The 18,469-nt window shown below is 63.5% G+C and carries 15 protein-coding genes; 11 read left to right on the top strand and 4 right to left on the bottom strand.

Annotated features, from left to right (window positions below; all coding sequences use genetic code 11):
- Positions 1-99: 99 nt before the first annotated feature.
- From thrS to pgsA, 3 genes are read left to right on the top strand one after another with little or no spacing between them, the layout of a single operon-like run.
- Positions 100-2,106, top strand: a complete 2,007-nt coding sequence (gene thrS, locus HGQ17_RS01720) for a threonine--tRNA ligase (protein ID WP_168886230.1) — start codon at positions 100-102, stop codon at positions 2,104-2,106.
- A gap of 9 nt (positions 2,107-2,115) precedes the next feature.
- Positions 2,116-2,673 (top strand): HIT family protein, encoded by a 558-nt coding sequence (locus tag HGQ17_RS01715; protein WP_168886229.1) that lies wholly within the window; start codon positions 2,116-2,118, stop codon positions 2,671-2,673.
- Complete coding sequence (gene pgsA / locus HGQ17_RS01710) at positions 2,670-3,287, top strand: phosphatidylinositol phosphate synthase (protein WP_168886457.1); 618 nt, start codon at positions 2,670-2,672, stop codon at positions 3,285-3,287. Before HGQ17_RS01715 ends, pgsA begins: the two co-directional genes overlap by 4 nt.
- A gap of 55 nt (positions 3,288-3,342) precedes the next feature.
- On the opposite strand, the gene HGQ17_RS01705 is transcribed toward pgsA, so the two are convergent.
- Positions 3,343-5,271, bottom strand: a complete 1,929-nt coding sequence (locus HGQ17_RS01705; protein WP_168886228.1) for a M3 family metallopeptidase — start codon at positions 5,269-5,271, stop codon at positions 3,343-3,345.
- 82 nt (positions 5,272-5,353) lie between these two features.
- Between HGQ17_RS01705 and HGQ17_RS01700 the strand changes: the two genes are divergently transcribed.
- The 8 genes from HGQ17_RS01700 (at position 5,354) to HGQ17_RS01665 (ending at position 14,506) form a co-directional block, all read left to right on the top strand.
- Positions 5,354-6,115, top strand: coding sequence for a YebC/PmpR family DNA-binding transcriptional regulator (locus tag HGQ17_RS01700; protein WP_168886227.1), 762 nt, complete (start codon positions 5,354-5,356; stop codon positions 6,113-6,115).
- Between the two features lie 69 nt (positions 6,116-6,184).
- Positions 6,185-6,796: a crossover junction endodeoxyribonuclease RuvC gene (gene ruvC / locus HGQ17_RS01695; protein ID WP_168886226.1), complete on the top strand. Its 612-nt coding sequence runs from the start codon at positions 6,185-6,187 to the stop codon at positions 6,794-6,796.
- A gap of 94 nt (positions 6,797-6,890) precedes the next feature.
- Positions 6,891-7,520, top strand: a complete 630-nt coding sequence (gene ruvA, locus HGQ17_RS01690) for a Holliday junction branch migration protein RuvA (protein ID WP_168886225.1) — start codon at positions 6,891-6,893, stop codon at positions 7,518-7,520.
- Positions 7,520-8,572: a Holliday junction branch migration DNA helicase RuvB gene (gene ruvB / locus HGQ17_RS01685; RefSeq protein ID WP_168886224.1), complete on the top strand. Its 1,053-nt coding sequence runs from the start codon at positions 7,520-7,522 to the stop codon at positions 8,570-8,572. The genes ruvA and ruvB overlap by 1 nt, the downstream gene beginning before the upstream one ends.
- Positions 8,573-8,637: 65 nt before the next feature.
- On the top strand, positions 8,638-9,003 hold the full coding sequence (locus tag HGQ17_RS01680; protein WP_168886223.1) for a preprotein translocase subunit YajC: 366 nt from the start codon (positions 8,638-8,640) through the stop codon (positions 9,001-9,003).
- A gap of 12 nt (positions 9,004-9,015) precedes the next feature.
- Positions 9,016-11,001, top strand: coding sequence for a protein translocase subunit SecD (gene secD, locus HGQ17_RS01675; RefSeq protein WP_168886222.1), 1,986 nt, complete (start codon positions 9,016-9,018; stop codon positions 10,999-11,001).
- Complete coding sequence (gene secF, locus HGQ17_RS01670) at positions 11,001-12,176, top strand: protein translocase subunit SecF (RefSeq protein ID WP_168886221.1); 1,176 nt, start codon at positions 11,001-11,003, stop codon at positions 12,174-12,176. Before secD ends, secF begins: the two co-directional genes overlap by 1 nt.
- Positions 12,177-12,187: 11 nt before the next feature.
- Positions 12,188-14,506 carry a RelA/SpoT family protein gene (locus HGQ17_RS01665; protein ID WP_168886220.1) on the top strand — a complete coding sequence of 773 codons (2,319 nt, stop codon included), beginning with the start codon at positions 12,188-12,190 and terminating at the stop codon, positions 14,504-14,506.
- On the opposite strand, the gene HGQ17_RS01660 is transcribed toward HGQ17_RS01665, so the two are convergent.
- The 3 genes from HGQ17_RS01660 to alaS form a co-directional block, all read right to left on the bottom strand.
- On the bottom strand, positions 14,470-15,207 hold the full coding sequence (locus tag HGQ17_RS01660) for a hypothetical protein (RefSeq protein ID WP_168886219.1): 738 nt from the start codon (positions 15,205-15,207) through the stop codon (positions 14,470-14,472). The two genes, HGQ17_RS01665 and HGQ17_RS01660, sit on opposite strands and share 37 nt — an antisense overlap.
- Positions 15,208-15,271: 64 nt before the next feature.
- On the bottom strand, positions 15,272-15,754 hold the full coding sequence (gene ruvX, locus HGQ17_RS01655) for a Holliday junction resolvase RuvX (protein ID WP_168886218.1): 483 nt from the start codon (positions 15,752-15,754) through the stop codon (positions 15,272-15,274).
- A 1-nt stretch (position 15,755) separates the two neighbouring features.
- Entirely contained in the window at positions 15,756-18,461 is a 2,706-nt protein-coding gene (gene alaS / locus HGQ17_RS01650) for an alanine--tRNA ligase (protein WP_168886217.1), read from the bottom strand.
- Between the last annotated feature and the right edge of the window lie 8 nt (positions 18,462-18,469).

The following is an 18,469-nucleotide window of genomic DNA, read 5'->3' as shown; positions in this document are numbered from 1 at the left end:
GAGAGGCCCGGACCCCGGGCCGAAGTGGGGCGCCGTTGATGGGTGGCGTAGAATCGCGTGGTCAGCATTTTCCTTAAGAAACAGGAGAGACCGAGACCCGTGTCCGAGCAGATCAACATCACCCTCAACGGCGCACCTACCACCTGCGAGGCGGGCACAACTGGCACCACACTCTTCGCCGATTCGGCCAGCACAGTGGTCATGCGCGTCAACGGTGACCTCTGGGATCTCTCCCGCACCCTCCCAGAGGGTGCAGTCGTCGAACCGGTGGACATCACCGAGGAGGACGGGCTCAATGTGCTGCGCCACTCCACCGCCCATGTGATGGCCCAGGCCGTCCAGCAGCTCTTCCCGGGGTCCAAACTGGGAATCGGTCCCTATATCACCGACGGCTTCTACTTCGACTTCGACGTGGAGAACCCCTTCACTCCCGAGGATCTGAAGAAGATCCAGAAGACGATGCAGCAGATCATTAAATCGGGCCAGAGCTTCGAACGCGAGGTCGTCGACGCCGATGAAGCCCGCCGACAGATGGCCGATGAACCCTATAAGCTCGAGCTGCTCGGCGAGGGTGAGAAGGGCAGCGCAGCCGCCGAAGGAGCCTCCGTTGAGGTCGGTGGCGATGTCATCACGATCTACCACAATGTCGACCGCAAGGGTGAGCGGGTCTGGTCCGACCTCTGCCGCGGCCCCCACCTGCCCAATACCAAGCTGATCGCCAATGCTTTCGCGGTGATGCGGGCAGCCGGCGCCTATTGGCGCGGCAAGGAGACCAATCCCCAGCTGCAGCGCCTCTACGGCACCGCCTGGGCCACCAAAGAGGATCTCAACGCCTATAAGGAACGGCTGGCCGAGGCCGAGCGCCGCGACCACCGGAAACTGGGCCGGGAACTGGATCTGTTCAGCTTCCCCGAGGAGATCGGCTCCGGACTCTCGGTCTGGCACCCCAAGGGCGGTCTGGTCCGCGGCATCATGGAACAGCACGCCCGAGCCAAGCACCTCGAGGGCGGCTACACCTATGTGTACACCCCGCATATCTCCAAACAGGACCTCTTCGCCACCTCCGGGCACCTGGCCAACTACAAGGGCGATATGTGGCCGGCGATCTCCATGGATGAAGAGGTCGACGAGGACGGCAATATCACCAAACAGGGCCAGGACTACTACCTGAAGCCCATGAACTGCCCCATGCATATCCTCATCTACAAGGAGCGTGGACGCAGCTACCGGGACCTGCCCCTGCGGTTTGCCGAGAACGGCACTGTCTACCGCAATGAACGCTCCGGAGCGCTGCACGGGCTGACCCGTGTTCGCGGATTCACCCAGGATGACGCCCACCTCTTCGTCCGTGCCGACCAGTTGGAGGAAGAGGCCACCAAGGTGGTCCAGTTCGTCATCGACCTGCTGCGTGACTTCGGTCTGGAGAACTTCGAACTGGAGCTCTCCATGCGAGACGACGAGAAGGAGAAATGGGTCGGCTCCGAAGAGTTCTGGGAGTCCTCCACCCAGGCGCTGCGCAATGTGGCCCTCAAAAGCGGGCTGAAGCTCACCGAGATCCCCGGTGAGGCAGCCTTCTACGGACCGAAGATCGATCTGAAGATCACCGACGCCATCGGTCGGAAGTGGCAGCTCTCCACAGTCCAGGTTGACCCCAACCTGCCCGAGCGCTTCGAACTGGAGTACACCGCCAGCGACGGCAGCAAACAGCGTCCGATTATGATCCACCGGGCCCTGTTCGGATCTATCGAGCGTTTCTTCGCGATCCTGCTCGAACACTACGCCGGTGCCTTCCCCGCCTGGCTCGCTCCGGTCCAGGTTCGCGGTATTCCCGTGGCAGAACCGTTCAACGACTATCTCGGCGAGGTCATTGAGAAGCTGCAGAAGGCCGGAGTCCGGGCTGAGCTCGACGACGGCACCGACCGCTTCCCGAAGAAGATCCGCACTGCCTCAAAGGATAAGATTCCCTTCGTGCTCATCGCCGGGGGAGAGGACGCCGAGGCCGGTGCCGTCTCCTTCCGCTTCCGTGACGGAAGCCAGGACAACCAGATCCCGGTTGATGAGGCTGTGGCGCGAATCCTGGCCGCCATCGAGAACAGGGAGGCCTGAGGCACGGCAATGGCGGAGACACCCTGGGTCACCGATGATTATGTGCTGCCTGGGGTGCCTGATGCTTTCCAACGGCTCTGGACCCCGCACCGGGAGGCCTATCAGTCCAAAGGCCAGGACCAGGTCACCGGCGAGCATGACTGCCCGTTCTGCGCTGCCCCGGAACGGGATGATGAGCAGTCTCTGATCGTCCACCGCGGAGAAAGCTGCTTCGTGCTGCTGAACCTCTATCCGTATAACCCCGGACATCTCTTGGTCTGCCCCTACCGCCATGTACCGGATCTCACCGACCTCACTGCAGAAGAGGCAGCGGAGTTCATCACGCTGACCCAGGCTGCGATGAAAGTCCTGCGGGCTGAGTCCAAACCTGCCGGATTCAACCTCGGGATCAACCAGGGCAAAGTCGGTGGCGCAGGAATTGCCGCGCATCTGCACCAGCATGTGATCCCACGCTGGAGCGGGGACACCAATTTCCTGCCGATCATCGCCCAGACGAAGTCTCTGTCGGTGACCCTGGGGGAGATCCGGCGGATCATCGCCCAGGCCTGGCCGCAGGGGGATGACTGATGCTCAAACATCTGCGGACGTTCTTCTCGGCGATATTCACCCCCTTGGCCCGGTTCTTCCTGAAGATCGGACTGACGCCCAATGCTGTGACCGTGATCGGAAGTATCGGCGTGGTCATCGGGGCATTGGTCTTCTACCCCTTGGGCGAACTGTTCTGGGGAACACTGTTCATCACCCTCTTCGTCTTCAGTGATCTCATCGATGGGCTGATGGCGAGACTGGGCAACCGGGGCAGCGTCATCGGCGGTTTCCTGGACTCAGTATTCGACCGAATTCAGGATTCGGCAGTCTTCCTCGGCCTGATGCTGTGGTTCTTCGGTGACGGGGAGAACTACTGGATCGGCACCTCAGCCGCAGTGTGTATGGTCCTGGGGCTGCTGGTCTCCTATATCCGAGCCAGAGCAGAGTCCGAGGGCTTCGACGCCAATACAGGGATAGCCGAACGCCCCGAACGCATGGTCCTGACCCTGGTCTTCACCGGCTTTGTTGGGCTCGGACTGGCCGAGGAGGTGCTCCTGGCGGTGCTGATCCTGCTGGCCACCGCCTCGGTAATCACTGTGGCCCAGCGCATCACCACGGTCATCCGCCAGGCAGGCGAAGGCAGCCAGGCCTAGGACCCAACTGTCTAAGCCGCTTGGGCAAAGTCCACGCGGAAAGGCGGCAGGTGCGTTACTCCAGGCCGAGGCTGCGCATCAGGGCGACAGGATCGGGGTCCCTGCCCAGTGCGGCCCGGTAGGACTGCAAGGGGTCCCGGGTATTGCCTCGGGAGAGCAGCTCCTGACGGAACTGTGTTCCCCGAAAGGCCAGGGCGTCGTCGTCGTTGTTCTGCATGACCTCACGGAACCACTCACTGGCATCGGCGGCCAGCACCTGGGCCCAGAGATAGGAGTAGTAACCGGCGGCATATCCCGAACCGGCGAAGACATGTTTGAAGAACCCACCGTGGTACCGGGGCGGGACCATCGGCATATCCAGGCCCCAATCCTGCAGCACCTTCTGCTCGAAACCGGTTGGATCCTCCGCCGCCGCAGCAGCCTCTTCGGGTGAGAGGGTATGCCAGGCCAGATCGATCACCACAGCCGCCACATGCTCCAGAGTCGAAGCACCCTTGCCCCAGAGCTCATCTTCGGAGGGAGTTGCCCCGGCGGCCGGACCACCACGGTAGAGCTCCTGGAAGACCTCATTGACCTGGGAAGGGAACTCCACATTATCCCGGGGCACCGCCGTCCCGGAGAGCTGCGGGAACTCCGCCACCGCCAAGAGGGCATGCAGGGCATGGCCGAATTCATGGAAGAGAGTGCGCTGCTCCCGGGTGCTCAGCACTGTCTGCTCGCCCTCGGCAACCGGATCCAGGTTGAGGTTATTGGTGACAACAGCCTTCGTCTCGGCCAGCGAGGAGGGCACACGGAAGCCATTCATCCAGGCGCCGCCGGATTTGGTGTCCCGGCTGTAGAGATCCAAGAGGAATAGGCCAAGCCCGGAACCGGTCTCGCCCGCCGAGCCGTCAAAGACCTCAAAACTCATGGCACCTGGTACATACCCCGGCAGATCAGGGCGGGGTACCACTGTGATTCCGTAGACCCGGCGGGCGGCATCAAAGAGCCGTTCCAGGGCCTCGTCCAGCGTCAGATCCCCGCCGCCGGAGGACTCAGTCTCTAGGGTGGCCTTCACCTTCTCCAGGCCGAAGCTGAGGTCCCAGGGCTGCAGGGGGTCATCGAGATCATCGGCGAGGACCTCATTGATCCGGGCGACCTCCTGTTCGGCGCGTTCCCGGGCCCCAGTGCCGATCCGGGCCAGCATGGACTCCACCGCAGTACGGCTCGGCGCGGTGCGCAGCGGCAGCACTGATTCCAGGAAGTTCGGGTAACCCAGCAGCTGGGCCTTCTGGGCCCGCAGGACGGCAATCCGAGCGCCGATCTCGCGGGTGGTGCGGCCATCCTCTCCGGCAAGGGTCCCGCGGTTGACCGAGGCCTCAAAGAGTCGACGACGCTGCTGCCGGTCCTGCTCCTCGGCCAGGGCGGGCTGCTGGACGAAGAGGCTGAGCTGGAAGGGGCTGTCGGCGGCCTCCTTCAGCTGTAGCTGGGTATAGGCCGACTCCTCCAGGGCCAACTGCTGATTGATCTCCTTGAGCTCAGTCTGCACCGCCGGATCCAGATCAGCACCGGCAACCTCAGCCTTGCGGATCTGCTGATCCAGGAACCACTGCTGCTCAGCACTGGCGGTCACATCACCGGAGGTGATCCGCTGCTGCAGCTGCTGGAACCGGGTGAAGAGTCCCGGATGCAGAGAGATCCAATCCTGGTGAGCGGCCAGCTCCGGGGCCAGCTCAGTGCGGATCTGCTGGCGCTTCTCCGTGCCATCAGCGGCGATGAGCACCCCGAAGGCCTGTTCCAACTGGCGGAGCCTGCTGCCGGAGAGGGCAAAGGCATGCAGAACATTCGCCACCTCAGCGGGGGAGTCATCGGCGGCGATCTTCTCCACCGCGCTGCGCTGATCCTGAACAGCTGCCCGAAATGCCGGTGCCCAGGCGTCGTCGTCGACGGTACGGGTATCCGGGTAGTCGTAATCCAAAGTGGCGGTCCAAGGCATAGTTGCCATAGCACATCCCTTCCAGCAAGTAGTCTGGAAGTCAGACTATCGAACCGTTGCCACATGCAACCAAATGCGTTAGAGGAGAACTATGGCCGGTCACTCCAAATGGGCCAATACCAAGCACCGTAAAGCCGCAGTGGATGCCAAGCGGGCCAAGATCAACGCCCGGTACATCAAACAGATTGAGGTGGCCGCACGTAACGGCGGCCCCGATCCCGACGGCAACCCAGCACTGGCCCTGGCGGTGGCTAAAGCCAAGAAGGAATCGGTGCCCAATGACAATATCGACCGGGCGATCAAACGCGGTGCAGGTCTCACCGGTGACTCCGTGGAGTACGAGGAGATCACCTATGAGGTGCGCGGTCCGGCCGGTTCGGCCCTGCTGGTGGAGTGTCTGACCGATAACCGCAACCGTGCCGCAGCCGAGGTCCGTACCGCGGTGACCCGCTCCGGCGGCACTGTGGCCGATCCCGGGTCAGTGGCCTATATGTTCCAGCGCAAAGGCGTTGTCACCGTGCCCAAGGCCGAAGGGATCGCCGAGGACGATGTGCTCGCCGCCGTCCTGGAGGCCGGTGTAGAGGACGTCTTCGAGCGCGAGGAGCACTTTGAGGTGCAGTCCGAGCCGGGTGATCTGCAGGATGTCACCAAGGGGCTGGAGGAGGCCGGTATCAACTACGACTCCGATGAGGTCGCCTTCATCTCGGATATGAAAGTCGACCTCGAGCTCGACGACGCCAAGAAGTTCCTGCGGCTGCATGATGCCATCGATGACCTCGACGACGTCCAGGGCATCCACACCAATGCCGACCTCAGCGCGGAGACTATGGCCGCGCTGGATGCCGAGAGCTAGAGGGATCCGGTCATCGCTGTTCAACGACTGGCCTCCACGGCGGGAACCTCCCGGGTTGCCCAGCGGATTATGGGGGTGGACCCCGGGCTGACCCGCTGCGGTTTCGCGATAGTGGAGATGCAGCCGAATCGCAGCGGCAGTTCCCTGCATGTGGAGGTCAAGGGAACCAACAGTGAGCAGGACCTCGCAGTGCGCATCCTGGCCATCCAGCGGGCCGCCGAGGAACTGCTTGAGGAATACGCCCCGGATGTGCTGGCCATTGAACGGGTGTTTTCCTCGGCCAATGCGCCCACTGCAATCGGCACTGCACAGGCCTCCGGTGTGGTGATCGCCGCTGCTGCCGCCCGCGGGATTCCGGTGGCCTGGCACACTCCCTCAGAGGTCAAGGCGGCAGTCACCGACGACGGGCAGGCGGATAAGGACGCTGTGGCCCGGATGGTGCAACGGATCCTGGGCCTGCCCGGACTGCCCAAACCGGTGGATGCCACCGACGCCTATGCGGTGGCCATCTGCCATGGCTGGCGTTCAGGTGTGGGGGCGGCTTTCAATATGACCGCCGGAACTCGGACCCATCAGGGCGCCCAGACCGCCTTGCAGAAGGCCAGCGCGCAGCGCTCAGGAGGTCTCACTGCCGCCCAGCGGGCCTGGCAGGAGGCCGAGAAGCGTGCGGCACGCCGCTGAAACGACCGGCCTGGGGGAGGCCCACCCAGTAGGCTAGTCGAAGATAGGTTCTAGTCCGCGCCGCGGGCCGCGATATCAACGGGAAGGTGACCAGATGATCTCCAGTATCCGGGGCGAGGTGCTCCATGTGGGCCTCGACCACGCAGTGGTGGAAGTCTCCGGATTCGGGCTCACTGTCTATGCGACCCCACAGACCCTGGACACTCTGCGCAGCGGATCCAACGCCTTCCTCTCCACCAGTTTCGTCCCCCGGCAGGATGAGGCGCCCCTGCTGTTCGGCTTCGCAGATGCCGATGAGCGCGAGATCTTCACGACCCTGTTGGGCATCTCCGGGGTCGGACCGCGGCTGGCGCTGGCTGTGCTGAGCGTGCACACCCCGGACGAGGTGCGGCTGGCCATCCGTGAATCCGATACCGCGGCCTTCACCAAGGTCCCGGGAATCGGGAAGAAGACCGCCCAGCGGATCCTGCTGGAGCTGGCCGGGAAACTGGTCATCGAGCCCGTGGAGCAGACCAGCAGCAAGGCCTCGGACTCCAGTGCCGCCCCGGCAGTCAGTGCAGAGGTCCAAGCCGCACTGACCTCCCTGGGATGGACTGATAAGGATGCCGCCAAGGCGGTGGAGGAAATTCTCAAGGCCCAGCCGGAGCTGGCTGAGGCCGATACCGCCACGGTGCTGCGCCAGACCCTGCGGTCACTGGGAACAGCTAAGGGAGGCGGCAGCTGATGTCCACCGAAGATCCCCGGGAGCTGATCGGCACTGCCCCGGCAGCCGAGGAGAAGGCCCTGGAGGGCGCCCTGCGCCCCAAGGCGCTGGATGACTTCGTCGGCCAGCAGAAGGTACGCCACCAGCTCTCCCTGGTCCTGCAGTCCTCCAAGCTGCGCGAGACCGCCGCTGATCACGTTCTGCTCTCGGGGCCACCGGGTCTGGGCAAGACCACCCTGGCGATGATCATCGCCGCCGAGATGAGCGCACCGCTGCGCATCACATCCGGTCCTGCCATCCAGCATGCTGGAGATCTCGCGGCAATCCTCTCCTCGCTGACTGAGGGGGAGGTGCTGTTCATCGACGAGATCCACCGGATGTCACGCCCGGCCGAAGAGATGCTCTATATGGCCATGGAGGACTTCCGGGTCGACATCATCGTGGGCAAGGGAGCCGGAGCTACCTCCATCCCACTGGAACTGCCCCGGTTCACCCTGGTGGGAGCCACCACCCGGGCCGGCCTGCTTCCCGGACCCCTGCGGGACCGTTTCGGGTTCACCGGGCACTTGGAGTACTACACCCCCGAGGAGCTGCAGCAGGTGCTGCGGCGCTCAGCGGGAATGCTGGATATGAACGTGACCACCGAAGGCTTTGTGGAGATCTCCACCCGCTCCCGGGGAACACCGCGAATCGCCAACCGCCTGCTGCGACGGGTCCGGGACTGGGCGCTGGTCCATGAGGTCGACGAGGTGGACCGAACCACTGCAGCCCAAGCCCTGGACACCTACGAGGTGGATGCCCTCGGACTGGACCGACTGGACCGCGCCGTCCTGCATGCCCTGTGCACCAAATTCAACGGCGGCCCAGTGGGACTGTCCACCCTCGCCATCCTGGTGGGGGAGGAGACGGAGACAGTCGAGACTGTCGCCGAGCCCTATCTGGTCCGTGAAGGTCTGTTGGCGCGGACTCCCAGGGGCCGGATCGCGACCACCGCGGCCTGGCACCATCTGGGACTGACCCCACCGGATGAGGGCGGGGCCAACACCCCTGCGCTCTGGGCGAATGAGCCATGAGCACATAGCTACGCCTGATAGCCTTGCGGGTTGTGATTGATACCTTGAATCTCCCCCTGACTTCATTGCTTACAGCCCCTGTCGCCAATGGCGAGGGAGGCGGCGATGCTGGCGCCGAGGGCTCCGGCTTCCTGATGATCATCATGCTGGGCATCCTCGTGCTGTTCATCGTCATGACCTTCCGCCGCAGCCGCAAGCTGCGCCAGCAGCAGCAACAGGCCACCTCCACCGCCGTGGTGGGCGCCGAGGTGATCACCGCCGGCGGCATTATCGGTAAGGTCGTTGCCCGTGACGAGGAGCGCCAGCGGATCACCCTGGAGTTCTCTAACGGCGACCGGATGGACTTCCTGCTTGGCGCCGTCCAGCAGGTCACCGAGCGTGCCCCCGGGGATAAGCCCTCCTCGGACGACACCGAAACCAACAACAACTAGTCGCTGCACTCTATGGCCGCCTCCAAACCCGTGCGGAAAGCCCGCGCCGCACTCGTCGCCCTCTTCGTGCTGCTCATCGGCATGGGAGGTCTGCTCGCCTACGGCGTCCAGCAGGACAAAGCCCAATGGGCTCCACTGCTCGCCCTCGACCTCGAGGGAGGCACCCAGATGGTGCTCTCCCCACAGGTGGACGAGGGTGAAGAGATCGATGACGATCAGCTGGAGCAGGCTGTAGAGATCATCCGTCAACGTGTTGACGGAACCGGTGTCGCCGAGGCCGAAATCGCGGTCCAGGGTGCGGAGAACGTCGTCGTCAGCCTCCCAGGCACCCCCGATGAGGAGACCCGCGAACTCATCCAGGCCAGTGCGGATATGGAATTCCGTCCGGTCCTGAAATCCCGGTATGACACCGCCTTCGCTGAGGAGGTCAGCCTCCGTGAGGCCGCCGAGGACGGCGCCAGCGAGGAGGAGCTGGCCGAACTCGAGGAGTTCCTGGAGCAGGAGAGCCAGCAGCAGGAGGACGAGGAGACTGAGGGCACTGCACAGCCCGAGGACTTCCCCGAACCTGAGGGTGAACCGGAGGAGGGCAACCACTCCGATCCCAACTGGATCACCCCTGAGATCGCTGCCGAGTTCGAGAACTACGAGTGCACCACCGAGCTCAGCATGGAGGAGCGCAGCGCCCAGGATCCCGATGCTCCGCTGGTGACCTGCAACCCCAGCACCGGTGAGGTTCTGCTGCTGGGACCCGTTGATGTCGACGGCGAGTACATCAACGACGCCAGCTGGGGTGCAGAGTCCCGACCCGATGGCTCCACCACCGGGGCCTATGAGACGGTTATCCACTTCGACAACGCCGGCACCGAACTCTTCCGCGAGACCTCCCAGCGGCTCTACAGCTTCCCCGAGGGCGACGACAGGAACCGCTTCGGCATCGTGCTTGACGGTCAGGTGATCGTGGCACCGAATATGCGGGCAGTCATCACCGACGGCAACGCCTCGATCACCGGTGGCTACACCGATGAGGAAGCCCAGACCCTCGCCGAGCAGCTGCGCTACGGCTCGCTGCCGATCAGCTTCGAGATCGAATCCGAACAGCAGATCTCAGCCACCCTCGGTGCTGACCAGCTTCGGATGGGTCTGCTGGCCGGCATCATTGGTCTGATCCTCACCGCCGGCTACGCCATCTACCAGTACCGTGCACTGGCCCTGGCGGTGACCATCCCCTCCCTTGTGGTGGTCGCACTGATCACCTGGTGGGCACTGTCCCTGCTGGGCTGGTCAGACGGTTATCGACTCTCCATGGCGGGTATCGCAGGTCTTATCCTCTCCATCGGTCTGACCGCGGACTCCTTCGTGGTCTACTTCGAACGTGTCAAGGATGAGCTGCGCGAGGGCAGATCGCTGGCCGGGGCAGTCGAAGCCGGTTGGGCCAGGGCCCGCCGGACCATTCTGGCCTCGAAGGCAGTCAATATCATCGCCGCAGTGGTGCTTTACCTCGTGGCCGTGGGCAATGTGCGAGGCTTCGCCTTCACCCTGGGCCTGACCGCTCTGATCGACGTGATCCTGGTCTTCCTGTTCACCCACCCACTGATGCAGGTCCTGGCAAGACGCAGGTTCTTCGCCTCCGGCAAGCGGTTCTCCGGTCTCTCGGCCAAGGAGCTCGGCGTGGACGTGCTCTACAAGGGCGCGGGCCGGTTCGCACGCAGCAATGTGGTCTACTCCGAGCAGGCAGCAGCAGCTGTGGGCGTGGGAACCGATGAGGAGACCACAGCCGAGGACCCCACCGCCGAGGAGGAGAAGAAGCCCAGCCGTAAGCTGCCGCCATCGGATCCGGAGGCAGCCGCGGCGCGACGCGAGGAAGTGCCCGATATTCCCGAGGAGGAATGGGCCAAGATGACTATCGCTGAACGCAGGCGCGCCCGAGCCAAGGCACAGGCCAACCAGGCGGATGCCGAGCAGGCAGAAGAGGCCGAGACCAAGGAGGCTGACAACTGATGGCAGCCGGATTCGCCCAGGCGGGCAACCAGCTCTACACCGGTGAACGGTCCTACCGATTCATCCAGCGCTCCAACCTGTGGTTCCTGATCGCCGGAATCCTGATCATCGCCTCGGTGGCGATCCCCTTCCTGCGCGGAGGGTTCAACTTCGGCATCGAATTCACCGGCGGCAGCGAGTTCATGATCTCGCAGACCGAGAACACCGAGATCAGCGTCGGCGAGGACGCGGTGGCATCAGTCACTGACCAGGAGGCCACGGTCACCCATATCGCGGAGAACACCATCCGCGTGCAGACCGAAGAGCTCGACGACGCCGAGACACTCGAGGTCGGCCAGGCCCTGCAGGAGGGCTACGGCGTCGGCGCTGATCAGGTCTCATCCACCTTCATCGGTCCGGTCTGGGGCGATCACATCTCCCAACAGATGATGATCGGACTGGCCGTATTCCTCGCCCTGGTGGCCCTCTATATGGCCCTGTACTTCCGCACCTGGAAGATGTCAGTTGCAGCCATTGCGGGACTGGCCTTCGTTGTGGTGGTCACCGTCGGTATCTATGCGGCTACCAACTTCGAAGTCACACCCAGTGCGATCATCGGATTCCTCACCATCCTCTCCTATGCGCTCTACGACACGATGGTGGTCTTCGACAAGATCAGAGAGAATCTGGCCTCCCTCCACGAACAGAAGGACCAGACATTCACCGAAAGAGTGAATCTGGCCATCAACCAGACACTGGTTCGATCGGTCAACACCTCAGTGGTCGGCATCCTGCCGGTGGGCTCCATTCTGTTCATCGGCTCGTGGCTGCTGGGGGCAGGTACCCTGCGCGATATCGCCCTGGCCCTGTTCACCGGCATCATCGTGGGCACTGTGGCCACAATCTTCGTCCAGGCCCCGCTCTATGCTCGGATGCGCCGCGGCGATGCAGATATCAAGGCCCATACCGAGGAGGTGCTGGCTCTGCGCGAAGAGCGCCTGGAGCTCTCCGAGGGCAAGATCGCCAGCATCACCGCCTCCGGCACCCCGCTGGATGAGGACGGCAAACCTGTGGCCTTCCCGCCGCTTCCCGAACCCGAGGAGGAGGACGAGGAGGACGATCCCGTGGAGCTGCTGGACCTCGATGTGGTGCTCAGCGGCGACACAGCGGAATCTGAAGGGGAAGAACAGCGTTAGACTGTTCTTTCATGAAGGACCGTGACCAGGCGCAGGCCGCCCGCCCCCCACGCACTGTGGGCACCCTGGCCGAGTCCGCCGACTCGCCCCTGTTGGAGCCCCTGCTGCGGGCCATCCGAGCCCAGAACGGGGAACAGGACCTCGAACTCATCCGCCGGGCCTTCGACGTCGCCCATCATCACCACGCCGGGCAGAAACGGAAATCCGGGGACCCCTACATCACCCATCCGGTGGCCGTGGCAACGATTCTGGCCGAACTGGGGCTCAATGGGGCGACTCTGGCCGCAGCACTGCTGCATGACACCGTTGAAGACACCGACTACAGCCTCGATACCCTCACCGGGGACTTCGGTGAGGAGATCGCCCTGTTGGTCGATGGTGTCACCAAACTGGATAAGCTGAAGTTCGGCGATGCCGCCCAGGCTGAGACTGTGCGCAAGATGGTCCTGGCCATGGCCAAGGACATCCGAGTGCTGATGATCAAACTCGCCGACCGGCTGCACAACGCCCGCACCTGGCGCTATGTGCCGCCGGAGAAGAGCGCGAAGAAGGCCAAGGAGACCCTGGAGATCTTCTCGCCCCTGGCGCACCGGCTGGGTATGAACACGATCAAATGGGAGCTGGAGGACCTTTCCTTCGCCGCGCTCTATCCCAAGGTCTATGAGGAGATCGTGCGACTGGTGGGGGACCGGACCCCGCAGCGGGAGAAGTTCCTGACCGAGGTGCGCAGCATCATCGCCGATGACCTCAACGAGTCAAGTATTGGGGCCACCATCACCGGAAGGCCCAAACACTACTACTCGATCTACCAGAAGATGATCGTCCGGGGTAAGGAATTCGACGATATCCACGACCTCATGGGCGTGCGTGTGCTGGTGGAATCGGTGCGGGACTGCTATGCCGCACTGGGCGCACTGCATGCCCGGTGGACCCCGCTGCCGGGGCGGTTCAAGGACTATATCGCCATGCCGAAGTTCAATATGTACCAGTCGCTGCACACCACAGTGCTGGGACCGGCAGGTAAGCCCGTTGAGGTCCAGATCCGCACTCACGAGATGCACCGCCGGGCCGAATACGGTGTGGCCGCTCACTGGAAGTACAAACAGGACCAGCGGGCAGCCGGGGCAACCCCAGAGAGCACCGAATCGCCCACTGCAGGCCAGGCTCAGGGTCAGGCCACCCAGATGAACCAGACCACCGCAGATATTGGCTGGCTGCGGTCCCTGGTGGACTGGCAGTCCGAGACCACAGACCCCGATGAGTTCCTCGAATCCCTGCGGTATGAGATCAATACCCGGGAAGTCTTCGTCTACACCCCCAAGGGTGAAGTCATCTCCCTGCCGGCCGGGGCCACACCAGTGGATTTCGCCTATGCCATCCACACCGATGTGGGCCATAAGACCATCGGTGCCCGGGTCAACGGGAAACTGGTCCCGCTCAGCAGCGAGCTCAATCATGGGGACTGGGTGGAGATCTTCACCTCCAAGGCCGAAGGAGCCGGGCCCTCAAATGACTGGCTGATGTTCGTGAAATCGGCCCGGGCACGGAATAAGATCCGGCATTGGTTCTCCAAGGAACGCCGCGAGGAGTCCATCGAACGCGGCAAGGAGATGCTGACTAAGGCGATCCGCAAGTCCAGCCTTCCGCTGCAGAAGGTGATGAACCCCGATGTGCTGCTGACTGTCTCTGAACAGCTGCACTATACGGATATCTCCGGACTCTATGCCGGGGTGGGGGAGGAGCATGTCTCCACCCAGAACGTCATCGAGCATCTGCTGGATCTTTTCAACGACGATGAGGAGGAGTCGGAGGAGCACGACACCACTCCGATCACCTCCCCGGCCACCAAGCCCACTGATTATTCCGATGCCGGGATCATCGTCAAAGGTGCCGGCAATGTGCTGGCCAAACTGGCTCGCTGCTGCACGCCTGTGCCCCCGGATGAGATCGAAGGTTTCGTCACCCGCGGTCAGGGGGTATCGGTCCACCGGGCGGACTGCCGCAACGTCAAGCAACTCAGGGATCAGCCCGGCCGGCTCATCGAGGTCGAATGGGCGCCGACGAAATCCTCGGTCTTCCTGGTGGAGATCCAGGTGGAGGCCCTGGACCGGAAATCACTGCTCTCAGATGTCACCCGCACCCTGGCCGAATCCCAGGTCAATATCCTTTCGGCGACCGTGCACACCTCCAAGGACCGGGTGGCGATCTCACGGTTCAGCTTTGAGATGGGCGATCCCCGCTACCTCAACCATGTGCTCAACACTGTGCGGCGTATTGATGGGGTCTACGATGTCTACCGCACCGTGGGCAAACGCCGCGAGACACACTGATCTAAGATCTCCCGGATACTCTTCTCCCGGGTTTCATCCCAGCCGCCGCGGCACAGCTGCCGAGTAATCCCTCCGGCAAGCTCCTGCACGGCCTCGGGCTGCGAGGAGCTCTCCAGGAGCCTGCCGATCAGGGATAGTCGGGTCTTCAGCTGGTGATAGTCCCCCTCTGCGGTTGGCCAGTCCAGAAGCTGAGGGGTGGGATGCTGGGCTCGGGCCAGCACGGTATCCACCGGCTTAGCCATCGGTTCGCCGTCCAGCCCGACCCCGGTGAAGAGATCCGCCACAGTTCGGGCTGGAGTGGTCACCCGCACCCGGCCCAACTGTTGGATCTCGGAAGCATACAGGCGCACCTGGTGGACCTGCCATCGGCCGGTGGCAGCAGTCGGCTTACGGTAGGTACCACTGGCGATCACTGCAGTGCGTCGGGGTGGTTCCGGGTGCCCCAGATGAACCCAGGCCGCCGACTCCCCACAGATTACCCCGCGGGCACGCAGGGTCTGGTTCAGCAGGGCAGTGGCGGCCAGGGCACGGTGGGCCGCTGTATCTCTCAGCCCCGCCTCGGCGTAGACATCTGCCAACATATGCCGCAGCAGACCTTCATTGGTCATGACCTGCAGCTCCTCGGCGGTGAAGGGGTAGCCGGCGCGGTAGATGCCGGCAGGGGCCGGCACACTGAGACGGGCTGGACTATGGGCTGCCATAGAGGACAGCATCTCCCCAGCCGCGGTATCCGGCAACCGGGGTCGGCACAACCTGTTGAAAACCCTAACTGCTGGGGAAAACCGGCTGGCCCGGTTCAGTGCCCAGTGCGGCCCGGGTCTCCAGGGCATGATTGAGGATCTCCACGGCAGCGGCCTGATCAATGGCCTCCCGCTGGTCTTTCGCCTTGCGACCTGATGCACGCATCTTCTCTGAGGCGCTGACAGTGGTCAGCCGCTCGTCCACGAGCCGAATCTCCGCCTCAAGCTCAGCCTCAGCCAGGGCCCTGACCAGATCTTCAGCGTATTCCCGGGCCGCCTGGGTCGAGGCGGTCTCAGCACCCGACAGGGAGAGCGGAAGACCCACATAGATGACTTTGGCGGCGCGGTCAACGGCGATTTTGATCAACATCCGCTGATCTGATCCCGAGGCGGAGCGCCGCAGAGTCATCACCGGGGTGGCAACCAGGGCATCGGGGTCCGTGGCAGCCAGCCCAACTCGGGCTTCACCGACATCAACGGCCAGACGCACCCCGGCACGAGCGCTCATCTCAGCGGCTCCGTACTGCGGTCACCACAGCCTCAAGGGCCTCATCGATCTTGCTGGCATCCTGACCGCCGCCCTGGGCGAGATCTGGCTTGCCGCCGCCACCACCACCGAGGACACCGGTGGCGACCTTGACGAGGTCACCGGCCTTCAGGCCTTCAGTACGGGCTTCCTCAGTGGTGCCGATGACGATTACCGGGCGGCCCTTGGCCTCGCCGGCCACGGCGACCACAGCGGCCCGGGAGCCGAAGCGGCCGCGGAGGTCCATAACCAGCTGACGCAGATCGTCACCACCGGCGGATCCAGCGTTATGAGCCAGTACGGAGACCCCATCGGCGTCGACTGCGGAGTCCAGCAGCTGTCCGGCCTGGGCGCGGAGCTGCTCAGCTTTCAGCCGCTCCAATTCGCGTTCGGTCTCCTTGAGTTTGGCCAGGGTGGATTCAATCCGGTTGGGCACCTGGTCAGCAGGGACCTTCAGCATTTCGGTGAGCTGATTGACCAGGGTGCGCTCAGCGGCGAAGTGCTTGAAGGCATCAAGGCCCACCAGGGCCTCCACACGCCGATTGCCCGAGCCCACCGAGGCCTCGGAGAGCAGGGCCAGCGTGCCGATCTCAGCGGTGGACTCCACATGGGTTCCGCCGCAGAGCTCACGGGACCAGGGGCCGTTCATCTCCACGACCCGGACGGTATCGCTGTACTTCTCTCCGAAGAGCATCATCGCGCCCAGGGCCTTGGCCTCTTCCAGGGGCATGGTCTGGGTCTGCACCTGGTGGTTATCCCGAATCGCGAGATTGGAGCGCTCTTCGAGTTCCTGCCGGGCGTTGGGGGAGAGGGCGTCGTCGTGGGTGAAGTCGAAGCGCAGGTAGCCCTCCTTATTGAAGGAGCCGGCCTGTACCGCATCGGGCCCCAGCACATCATGCAGTGCGGCGTGGATGATGTGGGTTGCCGAATGCGCCTTCTGTGCATCGAGGCGACGGCGCACATCAATGGTGCCCAGGGCGGCTGCGCCCAGGCTGACCTCACCCTCCAGCACCCGGGCCTGGTGCACGGAGAGACCGCCGATGGGGGACTGGACATCGTTGACCTGCAGGATGAAGCCGTCTCCGGTGATCTGTCCGATATCTGCTGCCTGGCCACCGGCTTCGGCGTAGAAGGGAGTGGCATCCAGCACGATCTCCACGTTCTCGCCAGCTGAGGCGCTGTTGCGGTATTCGCCGTTGACCAGAATGCCCCGGATAGTGGATTCGGTGCTGTGCTCGGTGTAGCCGGTGAAGTGGGTGGGGGTGTCACCGAGCAGCTTGCGGTAGACCTCGGTATCGGCATGCCCGGACTTCTTGGCGCGGGCATCGGCCTGGGCGCGTTCGCGCTGCTCAGCCATAAGGGTTCGGAAGGTGCCCTCATCAACGCTGACACCGGCTTCCTCAGCCATCTCCAGGGTGAGGTCGATGGGGAAGCCGTAGGTGTCATGCAGGGCGAAGGCTTCATCTCCGGCCAGCGGGGCACCGGAGGATTTCGCGGTGGCCACGGCACTCTCCAGGCGGGCGGTGCCGGCGGTGATGGTGCGCAGGAAGGCCTGTTCCTCCTTCACTGCCACAGATTTGATGGTCTCGAAGCGCTGTTCCACCTCGGGGTAGACGCCCTTCATGGCGTCTTTGGAGACGGTGATGAGTTCACCGAAGGCGGGCTTCTCCAAGCCCAGCAGGCGCATCCCCAGGATGACTCGGCGGATGAGCCGGCGCAGAATATAGCCGCCGCCCTCATTGGAGGGGCGAACCCCATCGGCGATGAGCATCAGGGCGCTGCGGGTGTGATCGCCGATCATCCGCAGCCGGACATCGGTGGCGTGATTGGGATCGGCGGGATCCTCAGTGGAGGTGTACTTCACCCCGGCCAGCTCTGCGGCCCGGTCGAGCACCGGGCGCACCTGGTCGGTTTCGTACATATTCTCAACGCCCTGCAGGATCATGGCGAGGCGTTCGAGACCCAGGCCGGTGTCGATGTTCTTATTCTGCAGGGGGCCTGCGATATCGAAGTCTGTCTTGGAGCGGACCGCTGAGAGCCGGTCCTGCATGAAGACTAGGTTCCAGATCTCCACATAGCGGTCCTCATCGACTGCGGGGCCGCCCTCTTTGCCGTAGGCGGGGCCACGGTCGTAGTAGATCTCTGAGCAGGGGCCGCCGGGGCCGGGCTGACCGGTGGACCAGTAGTTATCCGATTTGCCGGTGCCTACCACGCGTTCGGAGGGGATCCCGACGACGTTCTCCCAGATCTCGCGGGCCTCGTCATCGCGCTCATCACCGTCCTGGTAGACGGTGATCCAGAGCCGTTCGGGGTCGAGGCCGAAGCCGCGAACACCGGTTTCGGGGTCACCGTCCACCGGTGCGGTGAGCAGTTCCCAGGCCATGGGGATGGCCTTCTCCTTGAAGTAATCGCCGAAGGAGAAATTGCCGCACATTTGGAAGAAGGTGCCGTGTCGGGCAGTTTTGCCGACCTCTTCGATGTCCTCGGTGCGGATGCATTTCTGCACGGAGACCGCCCGGGGGTAGGGCGGGGTCTCGACACCGGTGAAGTAGGGGATGAAGGGCACCATTCCCGCGACTGTGAACAGCAGTGAGGGCTCCGGGGAGACCAACGACGCCGATGGCACTTTGGTGTGGCCCTTGGCCTCGAAGTAGTCGTACCAGGTGCGGGTGATGTCCTGAGACTTCAAGCTCTTCT

The sequence above is a fragment of the Nesterenkonia sedimenti genome (assembly GCF_012641515.1).
In the GTDB taxonomy this organism is placed as follows: Bacteria; Actinomycetota; Actinomycetes; order Actinomycetales; family Micrococcaceae; genus Nesterenkonia; species Nesterenkonia sedimenti.
Note: the sequence above shows the minus strand (reverse complement) of the source record. Positions and strands in the feature narration are given on the sequence as shown.

What these genes read in the sequence shown, in the direction of transcription:
- ruvX (WP_168886218.1), bottom strand. Translation starts at nt 15,754, where the DNA reads ATGAGCGCTCGTGCCGGGGTGCGTCTGGCCGTTGATGTCGGTGAAGCC.
- HGQ17_RS01660 (WP_168886219.1), bottom strand. Translation starts at nt 15,207, where the DNA reads ATGGCAGCCCATAGTCCAGCCCGTCTCAGTGTGCCGGCCCCTGCCGGC.
- ruvA (WP_168886225.1), top strand. Translation starts at nt 6,891, where the DNA reads ATGATCTCCAGTATCCGGGGCGAGGTGCTCCATGTGGGCCTCGACCAC.
- ruvB (WP_168886224.1), top strand. Translation starts at nt 7,520, where the DNA reads ATGTCCACCGAAGATCCCCGGGAGCTGATCGGCACTGCCCCGGCAGCC.
- HGQ17_RS01700 (WP_168886227.1), top strand. Translation starts at nt 5,354, where the DNA reads ATGGCCGGTCACTCCAAATGGGCCAATACCAAGCACCGTAAAGCCGCA.
- secF (WP_168886221.1), top strand. Translation starts at nt 11,001, where the DNA reads ATGGCAGCCGGATTCGCCCAGGCGGGCAACCAGCTCTACACCGGTGAA.
- HGQ17_RS01715 (WP_168886229.1), top strand. Translation starts at nt 2,116, where the DNA reads ATGGCGGAGACACCCTGGGTCACCGATGATTATGTGCTGCCTGGGGTG.
- ruvC (WP_168886226.1), top strand. Translation starts at nt 6,185, where the DNA reads ATGGGGGTGGACCCCGGGCTGACCCGCTGCGGTTTCGCGATAGTGGAG.
- secD (WP_168886222.1), top strand. Translation starts at nt 9,016, where the DNA reads ATGGCCGCCTCCAAACCCGTGCGGAAAGCCCGCGCCGCACTCGTCGCC.
- HGQ17_RS01665 (WP_168886220.1), top strand. Translation starts at nt 12,188, where the DNA reads ATGAAGGACCGTGACCAGGCGCAGGCCGCCCGCCCCCCACGCACTGTG.
- HGQ17_RS01705 (WP_168886228.1), bottom strand. Translation starts at nt 5,271, where the DNA reads ATGGCAACTATGCCTTGGACCGCCACTTTGGATTACGACTACCCGGAT.